The sequence below is a fragment of the Desulfoscipio gibsoniae DSM 7213 genome (genome assembly GCF_000233715.2).
Lineage (GTDB): Bacteria > Bacillota > Desulfotomaculia > Desulfotomaculales > Desulfallaceae > Sporotomaculum > Sporotomaculum gibsoniae.
This window is the reverse complement of sequence record NC_021184.1, coordinates 1,840,951-1,859,284: the sequence shown is the minus strand read 5'-3', so window position 1 is coordinate 1,859,284 and position 18,334 is coordinate 1,840,951. Positions and strand designations below refer to the sequence as shown.

The 18,334-nt window shown below is 44.6% G+C and carries 17 protein-coding genes; all 17 read right to left on the bottom strand.

Going from position 1 to position 18,334, the window contains the following annotated elements; translation table 11 throughout:
• Positions 1–67: 67 nt before the first annotated feature.
• Complete coding sequence (gene dprA, locus DESGI_RS08640; protein WP_006522448.1) at positions 68–1,162, bottom strand: DNA-processing protein DprA; 1,095 nt, start codon at positions 1,160–1,162, stop codon at positions 68–70.
• Between the two features lie 101 nt (positions 1,163–1,263).
• Entirely contained in the window at positions 1,264–2,217 is a 954-nt protein-coding gene (gene ligD / locus DESGI_RS08635; protein ID WP_006522447.1) for a non-homologous end-joining DNA ligase, read from the bottom strand.
• A 105-nt stretch (positions 2,218–2,322) separates the two neighbouring features.
• Positions 2,323–3,291, bottom strand: coding sequence for a non-homologous end-joining DNA ligase (gene ligD, locus DESGI_RS08630; RefSeq protein WP_006522446.1), 969 nt, complete (start codon positions 3,289–3,291; stop codon positions 2,323–2,325).
• A complete protein-coding gene (ku, locus tag DESGI_RS08625) occupies positions 3,288–4,106 on the bottom strand; it encodes a non-homologous end joining protein Ku (RefSeq protein ID WP_006522445.1) in 819 nt (272 codons plus the stop codon). The genes ligD (DESGI_RS08630) and ku overlap by 4 nt, the downstream gene beginning before the upstream one ends.
• Before the next feature lie 180 nt (positions 4,107–4,286).
• The gene (locus tag DESGI_RS08620) at positions 4,287–5,042 is read right to left on the bottom strand and encodes an amino acid ABC transporter ATP-binding protein (RefSeq protein WP_006522444.1); all 756 of its coding nucleotides are present in this window, start codon (positions 5,040–5,042) and stop codon (positions 4,287–4,289) included.
• 16 nt (positions 5,043–5,058) lie between these two features.
• Positions 5,059–5,733, bottom strand: a complete 675-nt coding sequence (locus tag DESGI_RS08615) for an amino acid ABC transporter permease (protein WP_015617953.1) — start codon at positions 5,731–5,733, stop codon at positions 5,059–5,061.
• Positions 5,734–5,795: 62 nt separating this feature from the next.
• Positions 5,796–6,653: a transporter substrate-binding domain-containing protein gene (locus DESGI_RS08610; RefSeq protein WP_006522442.1), complete on the bottom strand. Its 858-nt coding sequence runs from the start codon at positions 6,651–6,653 to the stop codon at positions 5,796–5,798.
• A 209-nt stretch (positions 6,654–6,862) separates the two neighbouring features.
• Positions 6,863–8,368, bottom strand: coding sequence for a SpoVR family protein (locus tag DESGI_RS08605; protein WP_006522441.1), 1,506 nt, complete (start codon positions 8,366–8,368; stop codon positions 6,863–6,865).
• A gap of 14 nt (positions 8,369–8,382) precedes the next feature.
• Positions 8,383–9,540 (bottom strand): sporulation protein YhbH, encoded by a 1,158-nt coding sequence (gene yhbH / locus DESGI_RS08600; protein ID WP_006522440.1) that lies wholly within the window; start codon positions 9,538–9,540, stop codon positions 8,383–8,385.
• A 12-nt stretch (positions 9,541–9,552) separates the two neighbouring features.
• Positions 9,553–11,451 (bottom strand): PrkA family serine protein kinase, encoded by a 1,899-nt coding sequence (locus DESGI_RS08595; RefSeq protein WP_006522439.1) that lies wholly within the window; start codon positions 11,449–11,451, stop codon positions 9,553–9,555.
• 368 nt (positions 11,452–11,819) lie between these two features.
• Positions 11,820–12,542 carry a type 1 glutamine amidotransferase gene (locus DESGI_RS08590; RefSeq protein WP_006522438.1) on the bottom strand — a complete coding sequence of 241 codons (723 nt, stop codon included), beginning with the start codon at positions 12,540–12,542 and terminating at the stop codon, positions 11,820–11,822.
• Positions 12,514–13,932 (bottom strand): MurT ligase domain-containing protein, encoded by a 1,419-nt coding sequence (locus tag DESGI_RS08585; protein ID WP_006522437.1) that lies wholly within the window; start codon positions 13,930–13,932, stop codon positions 12,514–12,516. Before DESGI_RS08585 ends, DESGI_RS08590 begins: the two co-directional genes overlap by 29 nt.
• 41 nt (positions 13,933–13,973) lie before the next feature.
• Positions 13,974–14,933, bottom strand: coding sequence for an MBL fold metallo-hydrolase (locus DESGI_RS08580; protein ID WP_041284830.1), 960 nt, complete (start codon positions 14,931–14,933; stop codon positions 13,974–13,976).
• 102 nt (positions 14,934–15,035) lie between these two features.
• Entirely contained in the window at positions 15,036–15,251 is a 216-nt protein-coding gene (locus tag DESGI_RS08575; RefSeq protein ID WP_006522435.1) for a glutaredoxin, read from the bottom strand.
• Positions 15,252–15,258: 7 nt separating this feature from the next.
• Positions 15,259–15,888: a DUF4198 domain-containing protein gene (locus DESGI_RS08570; protein WP_006522434.1), complete on the bottom strand. Its 630-nt coding sequence runs from the start codon at positions 15,886–15,888 to the stop codon at positions 15,259–15,261.
• 401 nt (positions 15,889–16,289) lie between these two features.
• Entirely contained in the window at positions 16,290–17,549 is a 1,260-nt protein-coding gene (locus DESGI_RS08565; protein ID WP_015617952.1) for an anti-sigma factor domain-containing protein, read from the bottom strand.
• Complete coding sequence (sigI, locus tag DESGI_RS08560; protein WP_006522432.1) at positions 17,550–18,278, bottom strand: RNA polymerase sigma-I factor; 729 nt, start codon at positions 18,276–18,278, stop codon at positions 17,550–17,552. It abuts the gene before it with no gap.
• Positions 18,279–18,334: the final 56 nt, after the last annotated feature.

Genomic DNA, 18,334 nt, shown 5'->3' with positions numbered 1-18,334 from the left:
CGGTAAACAATAACCCTACCGGATACCGTTTTATAAAATCTATCCTAAAGCACTGTTTTTTAGAACATTATTTACCGGACAGCGCGTATAACCTGCCGGGCATTTGTCTGATCAATCCCTTCACTTCCAGAAACATTAATGCCGACATTACCTCCCCGGCCGCAAGCCCCGACTTTTGAACGATTACTTCCAGGGAAACAGCTTCATAATTTAGTAGTTTAAGCAATAGTTTTTCATGATCGTTTAATTTTAAACCATTTGCGGAATCGCTGGGTAAAGGCTGTTTAATTAATGCCAGGCCCAATTCCTCTACAATATCACCTGCACCCAGCACTGGTGCCGCTCCCTGCTTAATCAGTGCATTGGGACCTTTGCTCAGCTTGGATGTAATATTTCCCGGCACCGCCATCACATCCCGGCCCTGCTCCAGCGCAACATGAGCAGTTATTAATGCACCGCTCCTCTCTGCGGCCTCTACAACAACCACTACCTTACACAGACCGCTAATCACCCGGTTCCGTACCGGAAAATGCCAGGAATCCGGCGGGGTGCCCGGTGGGAATTCGCTAATTACCACACCGTTTTGCATAATGCTACTCTTTAGCCTGCCGTTTTCCCTGGGGTAAATCACATCAACCCCACAACCCAGCACAGCAATAGTACTACCTCCGGCATCTAGTGCCCCGCGGTGAGCGGCAGCATCTATTCCCCGGGCCATGCCGCTAACCACAGCTACCCCGGCCCCGGCCAAATCCCCGGCCAGTTTCTCCGCCACACTTAATCCATAGGGAGTAGCTTTTCTTGCGCCCACCAAGGCCACGGAGACACTTTCCAGACAATCCTCGCTGCCGCGTAAAAATAAAACCGGCGGTGGGTCATAAATATTTTTTAACTGCCCGGGGTATTCGGCATCATGATAAAAGATAACGCTAGTATCTTTATCATCCAAATAGCTAGCCACTTTGGATAAATCACATTGTTTTCGGCGCACTAGCATTGCCCCGTTATTTCCCTGGCGTGAACCCGCCAGGTAATTAAAATCACTGTCAGGGGCACACCAAGCATGCTTAGCTGTGCCGAAGTGCTCCATGATTGTCCAAAACTTGCGGGCTTGCCCAGCCAAGATAATATGCCAGGCAAGCCAGTATATTTTTTCATTCATCCGATCACCACCCGGGTCATTTTCAATACCATTACAGCATCATGTTCAAGATCGACAGGATTTTTCCTGCTTGTTCCAAAAACTCTATTGTCCATTATACTTTAAAAAGGATCTGAATCAATAGTATTAGCATCAAGTATTAATGGTTTCCTTTTTTCGACAAACAAATCAATGTTATTTTTTGTTTCCATAAAGCCGTTAAATAAATCACCGACAGCTTTCACTCGCTTTAAAATATTCTCCATATTAAAACAACCCGGCTTAATATTTTTTTCTTCCACTTCCGCCCAGGTTAAAGGTGTGGATACGGGGGCTCCCGGCAGCGGCCTGAGGCTGTATATAAAAGCCATGGTTTTACCCCGACCGTTTTGTAGATAGTCAAGATAAACCTTCCCTTTACGCTTGGAAATACTTCTTTGCGTGGTTACCCTTTCGGGATAGGCCCTGACGATTATTTCGGCCATACTTTTCATGGCTTCAGTTATTTCAGCAAAGGTATACCTTTTCGTCAAGGGAATAAAAATATGCAGCCCGCTTGAGCCTGATGTTTTGGGAAATCCGGTTAAGGCGAATTCAACCAGCATATCCCGCACCAATAGGGCCACTTTCAACACCTCGGCAAAGGACACCCCTTCAGCGGGATCTAAATCAAATATGGCCAGATCCGGATAATCAACGTCCTCTATCCGGCTTAGCCAGGCGTGAATTTCCACGCAACCCTGGTTGGCTAACCAAATCAGGGTTGCAGTGTCATTACACACCACATAATTGGTAATTTTACCGGTATGCCGAACCGGGTAAGTTTCCACCCATTCAGGCGCGTATGAAGGGCATTCCTTTTGATAAAAAAAATCTCCTTTTATACCATCGGGATATCTTTTCATGACCAGCGGCCGGTTATAAATGTATGGCAAAATATAAGGTGCCATATCAAGGTAGTATTTTATTAAATGAGCTTTGGTTAAGCCCATTTCAGGCCAAAAAGGCTTATCAAGGTTAGTAAGGGTCAATACTCGCCCATGTATCTCTACCATTTCCCGCCTTATCTCGGCCACTGGGACACCACCTCCTTACAAATGGCTATAATTACCATATATGCTCTATAAATAAATTGGAAAAACATGTACTACCAGGTTTATTATATATACGTACATTTTAAATTAATTTTGTTGCCCGGCCGGCGCGCATTCCTCGGGTGCCTTATCCGCACGCAGACCTTTATATACCGGATGCCGCAAAATGCCCCCCCGGGTGAGAGTTAAATACTCCACCTGACAGACTAGCCGGGGCCGTAGCCACTGTACATCCCGCACCGGTACCGGGTTGCCTTTAAAAGGAGGATTGGGCGTGCCAAGATGGACTAGTTTTTTTAGCAAAAAAACCTCTTCATCCCAGCTGAGACCGCTGCCCACCATACCCTGGTAAATAAAACTTGTTCCGTTCCAGGCGGCTAGCACCAGTGAACCCAGCATTCTACCACCCCGCCCTTGCCGGTATCCACAGATAACAAAATCAGCCACACGGGTATGTCGCAGTTTTTTCCAGTATACCGAGCGAGTACCGGGTCTGTACTTGCTGTCAATCTTTTTGGCAACGGCCCCTTCCAGCCCCCTATCAACACAGGCCTGGTAAAATGCAACGCCTCCCCCACGCACCGGCTCGGAAATTATAAAATTATTATCTGTCTTAGCAATGGCTTGCAGACAATCTCGGCGTTCGCTTAAAGAAAACTGCATCATTGATTTACCCCGGCGATATAAAATATCAAAAGCTACATAAATAGCGGGCAGGTTATTGGCCGCTCGCCCGACCCGGTGTTTGTCCACCAGCTTGGCCCGGGACTGCAAAGCGTCAAAGGATGGTTTACCGCCATCTAATACAATAATTTCACCATCCAGCACCATTGGTTTATCATTTACGCAGTGGCATAAACCACCCAGGTCCGGAAAGGTACCGGTAATATTCTTAAGATTTCTAGAAACCAGATTGGTTTGACCATCCAAATAGGCCAGGCAGCGATAACCATCCCATTTGATTTCAAAAAAGTAATCGGGATCATCAAAGGGTTGGGCGGGGACCGCCAGCATTGGTTTTACCAGTGGAAGAACGCTATTAACAACTGAATTCATGATCCTTTTCCCGCCGCCTGGCGCCTTTTCCGGTTACCACGTTCTTCCTTGGCTATTTCAATGCTGGCTTTAAGCGCGGACATAAGATCAACTACATTTTCTGCTGCAGGGGCAGCCGGTTTCTCCACCACAGCATCACCGGCAATTTTAGCCCTGATTATTTCATGTAGCTTTTCACGGTAAACACTGGTATACTTACCTGGTTCAAAATCTGTGGACAAGTTATCAATTAAATTTACCGCCATCTTTACTTCATTCTCATGCAGGTTAACCTGACCTCCAATTTCCTCAACTTGTTCAACCGAACGCACTTCATCAGCATAAAACATAGTTTCCATAATTAAAGCCTGCTGGGTAGGCCTGATAACAGCCAAAGACTCCCTGTTCCTGATAGTGATTAGTGCGATAGCCGCCCGGTTTGTCTCAAGCATGGATTGTCTTAATAGTTCGTACACTTTTTTACCGCCTTCCCCCGGGCCCAAATAATAGGAGCGGTCAAAATAAACCGGATCAATTTTTTGCATATCAACAAAATCAATAATATCCACGCTTCGATTTTTTTCTCCTGACAAGCCGGCCAGTTCATCTTCTGTAACGGTTATATACTGGCCCTTTTCATATTCATAACCCCGCACTATTTCATCGGTTTTTGCTTCTTTGTTACAGTGAGGACAATAGCGTACGTAACGCAGCGGGGTGTGGCACTGGGCATGTAAATAGTTAAACTTAACATCTTTTTTTTCGGTGGCGGCATACATTTTCACGGGAACATAAATTAGCCCAAAAGTAATTGCACCTTTCCAAAGAGCCCGCATAATTTCACCGTCCTTGGGAAATACCGAAATATGAACATAACAGTTACAAAAAAGCTGCATCAATTTTATTATTGATTTTAAACAAAAAAAATAACCCCGTACATAAGGGGGTAAATTGTTCCTGCTATTAGTGTATCTGGTTATGAATTGCCACCATATAAAAAATAATAGGATATTTAGCTACAATATTTTGCTCAAGAATTCTTTGGCACGGGGGTGGGCTGGGTTGGAGAAAATCTTTTGCGGGCTGGCATCTTCCAAGATCCTACCATCATCCATAAAAATGACCCGATCAGCCACCTCCCGGGCAAAACTCATTTCATGAGTAACCACCACCATGGTCATACCATCTCGAGCTAGATCCTTAATCACCTCCAGCACCTCACCCACCAATTCAGGGTCCAAGGCGCTGGTAGGTTCATCAAACAACATAACCTGTGGTTGCATGGCCAACGCCCGGGCAATGGCCACCCGCTGCTGCTGCCCGCCTGACAGCTGCACAGGGTAAACGTCGGCCTTATCGGATAACCCTACCTTGGCCAGTAATGTTACAGCCCGAACCTTTGCTTCAGCAAACGGAGTTTTAGACACCGTAATAGGTCCCTCCATCACATTTTGCAAAGCCGTCTGGTGCGGGAACAAATTAAACCGCTGAAAGACCATGCCCATGCGGCTTCGTAAACGGTAGATATTTTTTCTACTGTCATCCACCAACCGGCCATCGGGTAGTTTCCTTTTGCCGATGGGCTGGCCCTCCATGGTAATATAACCGTCATCAATGGTTTCCAGGTAATTCAAACAGCGCAAGAAGGTGCTCTTGCCGGAGCCGCTGGGACCGATGATGACTACCACTTCACCTCTGTCCACAGTAAGACTGACATCCTTTAAAACATGCAGCTTATCAAAATATTTATTAACGCGCTCCGCAACTATCACATCATTTCACCTTCCGTTAATCACCATCGGATATAGCCAGACGTTTTTCCAGGCGACTGATAATATAGATAAAAAAAGTAGTCATAATTAAATATATAATACCCACTGTTAAATATATTTCCATAGAACGAAAGTAGGTAGTATTAAGCAGTATACCACTGCGCATCAGTTCCACCATTGTTATCACCGAAACCAGCGATGTATCTTTCATCAAGGCAATAAATTCATTGCCCATGGGCGGCAAAAGACGCCGGTAGGCCTGGGGCAAAATTATTCTGCGCATGGCCTGGGCGGAGGACATACCCAGGGATAAGGCAGCTTCCATCTGGCCCTTGTCTATAGATTGAATTCCCGCCCTGATGATTTCCGCAATATACGCGCCGCCACAAATGCTTAACCCCAGCACCGCCGCGGCCTTTGGGGTTAGTTGAATGTCAAGGTATTGTGCCAAACCATAGTACAAAATAAATAACTGCACTAATAACGGTATGCCGCGGACAACCCAGGTATAAAAACTACCTATAACAGATAGCAATTTAAAGCGAGAAATTTTCATTAGCGCAACAAATAATCCGATAATTGTGCCGAAAAATATGGCCAGCACAGTTAGTTCAATGGTCATTAATGCACCTTTAAATAGAATCGGCATTATGGCCAGCAAAAATTCCACGTCGATTGGGCCGATGCGCAATATTATACACCCCGTTAATCAGCTTAAAGCTTGATAGGGCGCGAAATTCGCGCCCTGTATTGTTATTCCGGCATAGCAATCATGTCTTTACCATCAAACCATTTTTTCGAAATCTCGGTCAATGTGCCATCTTCCATCATTTCTGTTAAAGTTTTATCCAGTACTTCCTTCAAATCCTGATCTTCTTTCCGTAGACCTATAGCGTACATATCTTCCACCAAAGGCTGTTCAACGATTTTGTACGTATCCGGCTTTTGGCTGATATAATCTTCGGCTGTGGTCACATCAACCACTACCACATTAACCCTCCCAATGGATAGATCCAAAAAGGCTTCAGGGTACTGGTTGTACTGTTTAAGGCTATCCTCCTCAATGATACCCTCTTCCACCAATGATTTACAGGCTTCATATCCGGAACTTCCGGCCTGAGTGGCCACTACTATACCTTGTAAATCATCTTTAGTGTTAATGTCCATATTGTCCGTGAGCACCGCCATACCGATACTGGCATTAACGTATGGTATGGAGAAATCAATTTCCGCTTTGCGCTTTTCAGTTATACTCATACCGTTAATAACTACGTCAAATTTCTTGGCATTTAATGCACCATTCACACCGCTCCAGTCGGTTGGAATCCACTCTACGGTAATGCCCAGGCGTTTCTCAAATTCCTCGCCCATGTCAATGTCGAAACCAACCAAATTGCCCTGTTCATCCCGGAATCCCATAGGGCGGAAAGTGTCGTCTAAACCAACGGTCATGACGCCCTTTTCTTGAATCAGTTCCCAGGTGGTTTTTTCGGTATCCTCGTTCATAGCTTGTCCATCAGATTTATCCGTCGAATCGCCGCCGCAACCTGCCACTACCAGCGCCAGGCCCAGTACCAGCACCACCAGCCATAAATATTTGGTTCTACACAATTATTTCATCTCCTTCGACAAGTTATAACATTCTACTTCATATAGTTTAACTAACTAAAGAATTGAAGTCAATACTTTAACATTACTGGAAATATCTTAAACGATCACCCTGCTGACATAAGAGATTTTGCCCAAAAAAGATACCCCATAGCGGGGTATATGTTGAAAGTCGCCAACATGGCGGTATCGTTTTGTAAAGTATTACTTGTTTAAATAACTTTTTTACTTACTTTATCTCCATTATGGGTAAACAGCACTTTCTTACCATCCACTACTGTTTCCAGATGCACCGTCCGCCCCCAAATTTTAAATACATGGGGCAGTGTTCTTTCCAGATAATAAATATCCAGATCCGATCCTTCATGTACATGCTTTAAGTAGATTTCCCCCCGCTTGCCAAAATCACCGTTCTCCACTACAATATACGGCAGTCCGCAATTATACAGATTCGCCACCAAACCATCCCGCACTTGTTCCCAATCCTTATCAGTAACCTTCCAGTCATAACCAACTTTTTTAAACAAATACAGATCTTGTTCTTCGACTAGTTCCCTGGTCAAATAGTTGCGTATAAAAGACAAGTCGTTCTCGGTTTCACGGACCTCAAAAATTTTCCGTTTACCTTCACCACCTGGGCGCCCGTATCTTTTCTTTTCTTCATCATTGGGGTTATCCCATCTTTTTTCAATATCTTCAAACATCTTCAGTCCTAAATAATAGGGGTTGATACCATATTTTGACGGCTGGATAACCCCTGAGTGGGTCTTAGCAAACTCCACCGCTTCATCTCCAGTTAAATCCATTTCCCGCATAATACGCATATGCCAGTAGGTAGCCCAACCTTCGTTCATAATTTTTGTCTGCATCTGAGGCCAGAAATACAACATTTCTTCCCTGATAATGGAAATTATATCCTTTTGCCACTCATATAAATCCCGTCCGTAATTCATCATAAACAGCAACAGGTCCTTTTCCGGCTGCTCAGGAATTCTTCTTACCTCGTCTTCTACTTCCCCGCGTTTACTACTGTATTCACGATTATCCAAATCCCACAAATCATCATAAGGGGTGCTCAGGTCTGAACTATTTTGCTGGTGACCATCTTGGCGGCAGCCATCCTGACAGCATTTACCACCGGAACAGGTCGGCCCCTGGCAACAAGTCTGGGTTTTTGTTTTACGTTTTTTATTTTTGCCTCCGTCTGGATCAATATGCCGTTCGGGGTCTACATTTTCTTGTAATGAAATCACCGCATCCAAAAAACCTTCCACCTTATCCCGCCCGTATTTAAATTCGTAACTCCTGATGCGGTCAGCAGCCGCCGACATACTTTCCACCATTTTTCTGGATGTTCTGCTAAAATAATAGTTGTTTTTAAAAAAGTCGCAGTGCGCCAAAACATGGGCAATAACCATTTTATTTTGCACCAGCGAATTTCCTTCCAGCAAAAAAGCGTAACAGGGATCAGTGTTGATAACCATTTCATATATCCGGCTAAGATTATAATCATATTGCGTTTTCATTTTGTGATACGCCTTGCCGAAGGTCCAGTGCGAGAAACGGGTGGGCATACCGTAAGAACCAAATGAATAAATGATTTCCGGCGGACAAATTTCAAAGTACATGTTATAGAAATCCAGATTAAACTTTTTAGCTATAGCAGTTATTTCCTCAATAGCTTTTTCCAGTAATTTAATTTCTTCTTTTGGATGCAAATCTACACCTCCCCTTACTGCGCTTTGTTTTCCGGATGGGGATTAAAAAAAGTTTTCAGGGCAGGATATACATCGCTTTTACCCTTGATACCCACGCTGGTAAACTTGGGGTCGACTAATTTTTTAAAAGCGGTCCGTAACGTACTGGTATAATAATAGGGCCCTTCAATTTCTCCGTAGCCAACCAAATTACATACGTTTAGCAATTCACTCACATATTTTACACACTTTTCATTATCCGAAGTCAGGTTATCTCCATCGGAAAAATGAAAAGCATAAATGTTATAATCCTGTGGATTATAGCGATTTTCTATTATCTCCAGAGCAAGTTTGTATACCGAGGAACAACGGGTGCCCCCACTGGCCCCCTTGGTAAAAAACTCCTCCTCAGTGGTTTCCTTGGCTTCCACATGGTGCGCCAAAAAAACTATTTGCACATTTTGATACTTAGTGCGTAAAAATCGTACCATCCAAAAGAAAAAGCTACGGGCAATGTATTTTTCGTATGGCCCCATTGAACCCGACGTATCCATCATAGCCAGCACTACAGCATTGCTTTCATACTTATATGTGATGTCCCAGGTTTTATAGCGTAAATCATCCCTGGTTATCTTGCCAATGCCTGGTTGCCCCTGTCTGGCATTGCGCCTTAGGGCTTCCAAAATAGTCCTTTTGCGGTCTATGTTACTGGAAATACCCTTTTTCCTGATATCTTTAAACTCAAAAGCCTCGGAAGCCAGTTCAGGCTTTTTCTTTTGCTGCAAATTAGGCAATCCTAAATCCTCAAAAATCAGCTGGGCTAATTCATCAATAGTAATTTCGGCCTCGTAATAATCGACCCCCGGTTCTTCTCCAGCACCTTTACCTTTGCCCGGGCCAGCGGCTTGCTTCTGGTCGCTGCCCAGCACATCCCCTTTTTTAGTGCCACCCTGGCCCTGCCCGCCATGTTTACGTTTACCACTGTCAAAACGGAAGTGATATTCCTCCAGGGATCGGATGGGCACCTTAACTACCTTGCGTCCATCCGATAAAATAATACTTTCTTCACTGACTACATCCGCCAAATTTTTTTTAATGGCTTCTCTAACCTTTTCCCGGTGGCGTTCCCGATCAATTTCACCTTTGCGGTGTAGCGACCAGTCTTCCCGGGAAACCGTATATTCACCAGACATTTTTAATACCACCTACCTGTTTAACAAGCTGCCTACATATTTTAATAATTCATTGGCACATATGCTGCAATACCCGTATTCATCAATCAATTTAGCACTAACTTCGTTAATGCGCTTAAGCTGTTCTTTATCAGGTGTCTTGGTGGAAGTGGTGATTTTAACCACATCCTTTAAATCAGCAAACAGCTTTTTCTCTACTGCTTCCCGTAATCTTTCATGAGACTTATAATCAAAACGTTTCCCTTTACGGGCATAACTGGATAGTCTAATCAATATCTCTTCCCGGAAACTTTTCTTACCACTTTCCGAAACGCCAATTTGCTCTTCAATGGAGCGCATTAGTTTTTCATCGGGATCAATTTCTTCATCAGTAATGGGATCCTTTAGTTTCACGCCGTTACAATACGCCTCCACATTATCCAAATAGTTGTCGAACAACACCCGGGCCGATTCTTCATATGAATAGACGAAAGCTTTCTGAACCTCTTTTTTGGCCAGTTCATCGTATTGTTTACGGGCCTCCGATATAAAGTTTAACAACCGCTCCCTTTCCTCTTTGGAAATGGAAGGATGCTGATCCAGCCCGTCCTTTAAAGCTCTCAACACATCAAGCGGGTTGATACAGCGGGTGGAGGTGCGGATTAGTGCCGAACTGAGACGGTTAATTACATAACGAGGGTCCACCCCGCTCATACCTTCATCAGTATATTCATTTTGTAATTCGGTTAAATCCTTTTGTTTAAAGCCCTCCACATCTTCACCATCATAAAGCTTCATTTTTTTAACCAAATCCATACCCTGCTTTTTACTTTCTTTTAAGCGGCTGAGTACAGAGAAAATACTGGCCACCTTTAAAGCGTGAGGTGCAATGTGGATATCCTTTAGGTCACTTTGCTTAATTAACTTGTCATATATCTTAACTTCTTCACTAACTTTAAGGTTATAAGGTACCTTCATAACAATAATTCGGGACTGTAGTGCCTCATTTTTCTTATTGCTAATAAAAGCCTTGTACTCATTTTCGTTGGTATGGGCAACAATCATTTCGTCGGCATAAATTAAAGCAAAGCGTCCTGCTTTGAAATTCCCTTCCTGCGACAGGCTAAGCAAATTCCAAAGAAATTTTTCATCACATTTCAGCATTTCCTGAAACTCCATGATCCCCCGGTTAGCTATATTCAGCTCACCGTCAAACCGGTAGGCCCGGGGGTCCGATTCCGACCCGTATTCGCTAATGGTACTAAAATCAATACTGCCTGTTAGATCAGCAATATCCTGGGACTTGGGATCGGACGGAGTAAATGTACCTATACCCACGCGATGGTCTTCAGAAAGAATAATTCTCTCCACCAGTACGTTCTCTATGTTGCCGCCGTACTCATTTTCCAACATCATCCGGCAGGAGGGACATAACTCTCCTTCAATGTAAACTCCATACTCTTTTTCAAAATCAGCGCGTAATTCCTTAGGGATAAGGTGCAGTGGTTCTTCGTGCATGGGACAGTTTTTAATGGCATAAACCGCACCGCGATCCTCCTTGCTATACAGCTCCAGCCCTCTTTTCAGCATAGCTACCAGAGTGGACTTACCACCGCTTACCGGACCCATTAAGAGCAAAATTCGCTTACGTACATCAAGGCGCCGGGCCGCAGGGTGAAAATACTCTTCCACTAATTTTTCCAGCGTTTTATCCAGACCAAAGATTTCCTGGCTGAAAAACTTGTAACGTTTACCGCCGTACTTCAATTCCTCAACTCCTGCATCATGCAGCATGTTATAAATCCTGGCGTGAGCTAATTGAGATATTATTGGTTTTTCCTTTACTAAATCCAGATAGTCGTAAAATGTGCCCTCCCATTTATGCTTTTTTTCCAGAGAGCGGAATTCTTCCAATCTCTTGACAAAATTCACTTATTTCACACTCCCTCTACTGTTAGTATTTATTATTGGGTTTTTAACTATCTTATGGTTAAGCAACCAACTTCTCCACAACAATAAACAAGTACTATATTTATATGCAGTAATGTTAAAATGAGTATTCGACTGATTTGTCATAATAGACTATTTTTGTTTGAAATCGACAGCTTACTGTATGTATTTAGTGCTGTTCAAGGGTTATAAAAAATTTTTACCATGAGTCATCGTCAGCGAGCATACACAAAAAAAGGACAAGCGGCTTTAAAAAAACCGCCTGTCCCCATAAAAGTCCCGGTGTGGTAGTTTTAGAAAAAAAACCAAACCGGGATACGATTAATCCACTCCGGCAACTATTTATTTGTTTAGCCTAACAGCCTTTTTACCATCGCTTGGTTAGCCATATTCTCTATACCATCATCAAGCGCAGTTAGTTGGGATGAATAGCCTTTCTTTGCCAGAGCCAGAGCGATTAAATGATCTGTCAGTACAGGGTTTTTAGGTAAAATGGGGCCGTGCAAATAGGAGCAAAAAACGTTTTTATAGCGAGCACCCTCCAATCCATCCTGACCATTATTGCCATGACCATATAAAACACTACCCAGCGGCTCAAGGCCGTTTATATAGGTTTTACCTCCATGGTTTTCGAAACCCACCAATTTTATTTTTCTACCGGCCAGCTCTGTTTCTAAAACCACATTACCGATTAGTCGTTTATCCCCCGCTTCGGTATATATGTCCAGCAAGCCTAGTCCGGTAATCTCCCGTCCTTCGGGGGTACGGTAATAACGTCCTAACAACTGGTAGCCGCCACAAATGGCCAGCACCACCAGACCGTTATCCACCGCAGTGCAAAAAGCATCAACACGGGCTTTTAGATCCGCGGCCATCAATGCCTGTTCCCGGTCGGAGCCGCCGCCGATAAATATAAAGTCATACTCATCAAATTCCACCTGGTCACCGAGATTGACCTCCTTAACCTGCACGGGCAAACCCCGCCAGCTGCAGCGTTTGACAAAGGCCATTACATTACCGCGATCGCCGTACAAGTTTAATAAATCAGGATACAGATGGCACACGGTCAGCACTAAAACTCACCCTCTCGGCCTTTTGACCCAGAATTTTTTCCACCGGCCACAAGGCCGTATAAGTAGCCAGCATACCCACCGCCGCACCTTCCCCACACAATGCCATCTCTACAGCCCGCAGGTAATCTTTTTCCGTTATCAGCAGCGAAGGTGATACCCCGGCGTATTTCAATCGCAAGGCCATATCCTCGGCCCGCTGTCCGGAACAGATAAAGCGGGAAAACCTCTCCGGGTTCCGTGCCAGCACTTCAAAATCCACATCCCAGAGCCATGAAATATCACGGCCATCCGCATCGTTATCGTTTATGGCAATCATGACATCCTGCCTCTCATTTTGTGCCAACAGCCCTGTCAGTGCCTGGTTAAAACCGGTGGGGTTCTTTACCAGGGTTAAAGTAACCCGTTTATTGCCATAACGAAATAATTCCATACGCCCTGTAGCCGGGGTAAAAGATGTTAAGCTAAGGACAGCCTTTTCCGGCACCACCCCCAGCGATAAAGCCGTGGCAAAGGCAGCCAGTCCATTGTAAATATTATAAATACCCTGAACCGGTATGAACAGTGGCCATATACCCCTGTATGAGTCACTGCTGACACGTGTAGTCGCTCTGGTGCCCGTTGCATCGCTTATAACATCTATCGCTTCTATATTGGGCTGCGGACGGGCAAACCCGCATTGGGGACATTTAAAATCGCCCAGCTGGCTATAAAGGTAAACGTTGTAAACAAGCGTTCCGCCGCAAAAAGGGCAGAACTTAGCCTCCCGGCTGTAGGCCGCCGTACTGGATATTGATGCGTCCGGGCGCACCCCGTAATATATGGTAGTCCAACCTGTTTCCCTGGCTAAGCGAGCTACCAGGGGATCATCCGCATTTAAAATTAATTCAACATCCCGCGGGAGTTTTTTTAAAGCATCCAACACTTTGCCAACGGTGGTATCCAGCTCACCATAACGATCCAACTGATCCCTGAAAAAATTAGTTACTATCACCCGGTCAGGCTTTATCCACTGTGTCACCACGGGAAAAGCGGCCTCGTCCACTTCCAGCACTACATAATCACTGTTTAACTTAGATGATAGTGTACTGGATTTAATAAATGCCGTTGCCACCCCCGTAATTAAATTGGCTCCCTCCCGGTTGGTCACCACCCGGGAGCCGGTTTTTTCCAGAATATCGGCCAGCATATTGCTCGTGGTAGTTTTTCCGTTGGTGCCGGTAGTCATAATTACACCCTTGCGGGGCTGGCCCTGGTAATGCTTTAATAATTCAGGGTAAATGCGCAGCGCCAGCATACCAGGAAGGGACGAGCCCCGTCCCCGGCCCGTCAACCTGCTCAAGTACATAGCCATTTTAGCCGCCACCAAGGCTACAATTAATCGCAGATACATGCCGTTACCTCGTGTTAGTTAAAATATTATATTTATGCCTGCTATGAAATACTGTAGTAATTAACACCTTGACTTTGGGAGCAGTTGATTTGCCCCTTTTCCACCAGCAAATCCAGGTGGGCCTGTATTTCTGACAAACCCAAGAAAACCTGCCAGCCTCGCAGGCCGGGATATATGGTCCTGCTTAATTGAAAGGCATTAAGTTCTCCCGCCCGCAGTTTATCTTTAATTCGTTCAAACTGGGCATTGTGGTGCCTGCGCCCCACGTTGATTACACTGTTAAAATCGTTAAAAGTGCCTCCGTGGCCGGGAAACACCATGGCAATATCCATCTTCTCCAGCGTATCCAGCCCGGACAGGTATTGTTTGAGAGCCGGCAAGCGACAGCCAGGTTTATCATGGTCAGGCTCCATCAGCGGGTTGGGGGTAATATGAGGCAGTAAAAAGTCCCCCGAGAAAAGGAACTTTTGCTCCGGGTTATACAAGCAAAGATGCCCGGGACTGTGCCCGGGAAGATGCATAACCTGCAATTCGCCCCCGTCAAAATCTATACTTTCCCCCCCGTTGATTAACCTGGTATGCACACCTTGAACAGAAGGATGGGGCAACTTGTCCCTATCTGCCATTATCTCCTGTATTACCTCCGGCGGAATGCCGGTTTCCAAAACAAAGGAAATTCGCTCTTTAAAAAAATTCGGTTCACCACTTAACTTACTCTCTTCCAAAGAATGAATAAGCACCACTGCATTGGCCTCTTTAGCAACTTGGGCCGCCAGGCCACAGTGGTCGGGATGAGAGTGGGTAATTACAATCCTTTTTATATCTTCAATCCGGCAGTCCAATGATGACAACATATCCCTTAAGACTTTATAGGCCTGCGGCATATCAGGGCCGACATCGACCAGTGTAATGGGGTCACCTTTGATTAAATATGCATTCACCGGCCCCACGGGATAAGGAGTTGGAATAACCATTTGATATACAGGTAGCAAACCTTTCATACCTCCCAATTAAAAAGTATATCACCCAATCTACGGCAAAACAATAAACCACGCCCTACGGCGTGGCATTAAGACCGGCAGACGCCGGTGCTCTTAAACTCCTCACCCGCCACCGTTATACCCCGTGCTGGTTAATTTGCCATCTTCCACAATCACAGGCACTTTACGGGCACCGAGTTTTTCTTTGACCATTTGTTTCGCCGCGGTATCTACACTGATATTAACTTCTTTAAAAATAATGCCCTTCGCGCGGTAATCCTCCACTGCCTTTTGACAATAAGGACAACCCGTCTTGGTGTAAATCACAACATCGCTCATTTATCAATTACCCCCTGACTCCGGGTATAACTAACGTGGCTGTAATTTGACGATTATCCATGACACTATCCACCTGGAACAACCAATGCCCCCGGGCATCAAAAACAAATTGCACCCTGCCCTGATCGTCAGCCGTTAAACTGTGGGCAAACCCGGTTCCCTCATAAAGGTGGTAAGTTGCCCGTACCCTAGCCCCGGCCATTGGTATACCGTTATTTAGTACGGTTAAGACAACGGCATCCCCAGGGTGGAATTCTCCATAAGTGCCCGGCACAATTTCCATACCCCGGTTAAGGGCCTTACCATGGCCGTGCACATGGTGTCCAACGGGCACAAGTACCCGTGCCCACTGCCCGGAAGCAGCGTCACTTTCCACCTGTACAGTGTACATACCCTCGTGTCCACAGCTAAAAGCAAGCACATAATGTAAACCATCCGGGGCAGGGGTAATTTGCGCCGGCAGTTCAACGCCGTTGGGATCTATTACATATCCTTTCAATAAATCGGGATTCACGCCACCTTCACTATGCATTGCCAGACCCCACAATACTTTAACTTCAATGTTATCACCATGGTGAAAATGCAGGTGGGTGGGCTCCAGCCAAATGGCGTGCCTGACTTTAGCTTGTTCTGTCATTTTCCAAGTCACCTTCCTTATATTCTCTTGCCCGTTTTACTTAAACGAGCTATGGACAATAGTTAAACAAAGTTGCTTATTAGTATAATATATAAGATATCTTTTCCTTCCCATCCACAGTTATAACACACAACCCTGCTAATCAATAAACAACATAGCTGATATTAGCGCTTACGTCCGGTTACAAAAAAACCATGAACACCTGTCATATCATTGACCGGATGCCTTCATGGCTTACGTAGATATTCATAGTATATGCATGTATAAGCTACTGTAGCCCTAAACAGCAATTGCTCCGAGTCTCTCGTGCACCTTGGAAAATTATACTTAATTATGCTTAAAAAATCAACCTAATACACTCCGGATGCAATTTCTGTAAGCAACTTAAGAATAATCCCCCGCTATTGCGGGGGAGCCATATCAGTAGTTTCCTTCCTTTCATTGCGGCTGGGTTTATTTTGTTTAACATTATCTTTGTTATCTAATTGTTTGTCCCTTGAATTCGACCCGCTACTTTCCAAAAAATCGCCATTATCCCGCGGAACAGACTGCTTTCCCCGGGCATCGTTATTTCTATTATTTGCATTATGTTCCGCTTGATTGTTTATGTTCGCATTTTCCTCCCCCGGTGATAATGATACCGGTTTTGTAGTTTCATCAAATTTATCCAACCGGTCATTATTACTAGTGATATCATCCTTACTATAGTTTCCCGGCCCATCAGCTTTACGCTGTTTATCAGGTTTATCAGGTTTATCAGGTTTATCAGGTTTATCAGGTTTATCAGGTTTATCAGGTTCATCTGGTTTATCAGGTTTATCAGGTTCATCTGATAAACTAGTTGTGATTTGTTCTTGTATCAAATCACCAGCCCGAAAGTTTTTCTTAATTTCCAGTTTACGAATGCGTTCTTCCCTTAATTCCTGGTCGGTTATTTGCACCCCGTTTTTCTGCGCTTCCTTCTGCAATAGATATCGACCAGGGGTAACACCGTTATCGCGGGCCTTGTTCATAGTATCCATATCAGTATCGGCTACAATCAATTCTACATCCAGCCCGGATTCATTTATAACATTTTTTATAGAAGTATATATACAATCATGGACATCTTCAATCTCTTTACTAGCTTTACTTTCTTTTATGCCCTGACTTTCAATTTCTTTTATATCCCGATTTGATTCATTTCCCTGGGTATCAGTAACTGTGACCAGTACAAGATTTTCTTGCCCTGGTATTATATATTGATATTCAATACAACCAGCAATGATTTTCTGTACACCTTCAGCCAGTGGATCATGCACTACCGCTACCTTTTGTAGTAGTTCTTGACCAGCATCATTAATGCCCCTTGCAGTAACTATCTCCTTTGCTTCATTAATCCCCAGTTCCATGCTGGGGTTGATATCAAGGGCAACGTAAGCCACTGCCCGGGGGAGCATGGCATTAAAAACCCACCAGGCTAAGACAGCCACCATTATTGAAGCCACTGCCAAATAAGTGGCTTTAAACCGGTACAAGGTCGGCCGGGTATATACTATCTCCTGTCCCACCGCCGCACCATCGCAAGGTCTGGGGACCTCCAGAAATTGACCGTCACCGGTAATCACAACGCAACTTCTTTTTTTAACTTCCAAAACCAATCCCCGGTTCAGCCCCATCATTCAACACTCTCCCTGCGGTAACCTAACATATGAATTCAAATAAATGAACTCTTCACGATAATATAATAAGGTGGCTATACCTATAATGTATTTGCGTCCCCGCTCCAGAACCTTGCGACTTATGCCCGTCCCCATTTCCAATTCTCGCATGGGTAACCTATTGCTGGCCAGCAATGCATCATATAATGAACTATGCTCCACAATATAACAGGCAGCTCTAATTAATGTTTGCCGGGTATCCTGGTGCTTGGGTGACGACTTGACAAGATCTCGAAATGTAATACCCAGTTTGCTTATTTTTTCGTTGTAATTATTGATTTCTTCTACTCTTTCGCGTTTAGCAATTTCTTCTATGTATTGATCCCAGGAAGCATTGTTTTCCGCCTGGCTAATGTTACCTTCCGGTGGAATTCCCGACATATGCAAATCCACCCGGTTCCATTTTGCTTCTTTGCGCAAATAGTCAGTCACCCGACTCCTGATCACTATGCGTGCAAAGGCGGTAAAAGGTACCCCCATTTTTCCCTTAAAACGTTCAATTGCCTCATTAAAGGCTATCAGGCCTATACTGAGTTCATCGTCCCGGTCCCAGCTCAAACTGCGGCCGCACAAGCGACCTACCACCCCGGCGATAAAGGGTTGGGCATCCGTAATTAATTTTTCCCTGGATAATTCGTCACCTTCCCTAATTCTTTGCAAACAAACTTCCACTTCATCCCCAAATAGCACACTGCCACACTCCCTCTGGTGCTTCCATCGCTCCTTCCCAAAGTAAATCTTTTCTT